The following is a 1,484-nucleotide window of genomic DNA, read 5'->3' on the forward strand; positions in this document are numbered from 1 at the left end:
CGCCTTCAACGAGTAACCGTCTGGCTCGACTGTTGCCACACTTTGTTAAGCTGCCGCGTCGAGTTTTACCGCCACTTGAGCTTTCGGTTGGAACGAGGCCCAGATAAGCCATTAGTTTTCTAGGATGATCGAACCGCCGTAAATCACCGAGTTCGGCGATGGTGCCAAGAGCGACCAATAATCGGACGCCGCGCATCGCTTGAATGGCTTTGACGACAGGATAGTATCGCCAATTTTTTACCTGATGGAGCAGTTCATTATCGAGGCGCTGAAGTCTTTGCATCCGCTCGCTGATAGTCATGATCATCTCTTGCAGAACGATCTGTTGGCTATAGTGAGGGAGAATGAGGTCTGTCAGCCACCGTAGATGCTTTTTAGACCAGTTGTCATTCACTGTTGCTTGAACATTATTGCGAAGTAGAAAGCCTTTGAGTTGGAACTTAGCGTCCTTGAGATCTTTCATAGCAGTTTCTCGGGCTCTTGAGAGATCTCGTATGGCTTCATCTTCGGCTTCTGGAACATAGATAGGGGTGAGCTCTTCAGCCTTGAAGAGTTTGGCAAGCTTAGCGGCATCTCGTTTATCGGTCTTCACACGGTCACCAGGCTTTTTAGGGATAAGTGAAGGAGCAACGACATAGCAGCAGTGCCCAAGGCTTGTGAGCAGGCGGTGAGTCCAGTATCCACATGGTCCAGCCTCATAGACAAAATGGAGGGTGGCTTTGGGATATTTAGATTGCAGTTGTTGTGTGAGTTTAATGAGGGCGGACTTGTTAGACTTTATTCGCCCCAAATGTTCAGGTGTAGCCCCGCGTTGCTCTTGCAGGACGGCGACTTGGATAAATGACTTATGCGTATCTAAGCCAATGAAAATTATGCTATCGTTATTCATGCTAGCCTCCAAATTTAGTTGTTTGAACACACTAATTATGGCTCTGGCTTTACGCTAACCCACGAAATTGGAGGCTAGCACCTCGTGGGGGTCATTATGTCTATAGCGCTCGATAAAATTGAATATGGATGGTCATGGAAAATATCGAAAAAGAGCTGTATCAAGCAGCAATAGAACTAGTAAATATGCGATATCCTTCTGGTTGGGGTGGTGCTGCGGCTGTTAGAACAGAGTCAGGAAAAATATTAACAAGTATTGCTCCTGATATTAAAAACGATGCTCTTTCACTATGCATGGAAGTGGGTGCTTATTTAGAGGCTCACAAACTCAATGAGCGAGTGACTCACTCATTATGTCTGTGTCGTGAGAACGAGAACGATGAATTTCTAATCTTGTCACCATGCGGAGTTTGCCAAGAGCGTCTTGTCCACTGGGGTGGGGATGTCAAAGCAGCTATAACAACTCCAGAGAATGCATTGGTTTTCAAAACTATACGAGAATTAATGCCTCATCATTGGTCACTTGTAAACGGCAAAGCGCTATAACAAGATGATTGGACTCCCCATCCCCAATCCGCCTATCTTTTAATAGGAAG

2 protein-coding genes are annotated in these 1,484 nt (G+C 46.0%); one reads left to right on the forward strand and one right to left on the reverse strand.

All coding sequences use genetic code 11. The features are described from left to right. A partial coding sequence (locus tag JC606_RS23085; protein ID WP_198779537.1) for an IS110 family transposase occupies window positions 1-889 on the reverse strand: 889 nt, incomplete at its 3' end. A 134-nt stretch (window positions 890-1,023) separates the two neighbouring features. Between JC606_RS23085 and JC606_RS23090 the strand changes: the two genes are divergently transcribed. Then, entirely contained in the window at window positions 1,024-1,434 is a 411-nt protein-coding gene (locus JC606_RS23090) for a cytidine deaminase (protein WP_010648722.1), read from the forward strand. The last annotated feature ends 50 nt before the right edge of the window (window positions 1,435-1,484 follow it).

The organism is Vibrio sp. IB15 (assembly GCF_016406055.1).
Classification (GTDB): domain Bacteria; phylum Pseudomonadota; class Gammaproteobacteria; order Enterobacterales; family Vibrionaceae; genus Vibrio; species Vibrio chagasii.

Coding starts and splice junctions, on each gene's coding strand:
- JC606_RS23090 (WP_010648722.1), top strand. CDS start 1,024: ATGGAAAATATCGAAAAAGAGCTGTATCAAGCAGCAATAGAACTAGTA.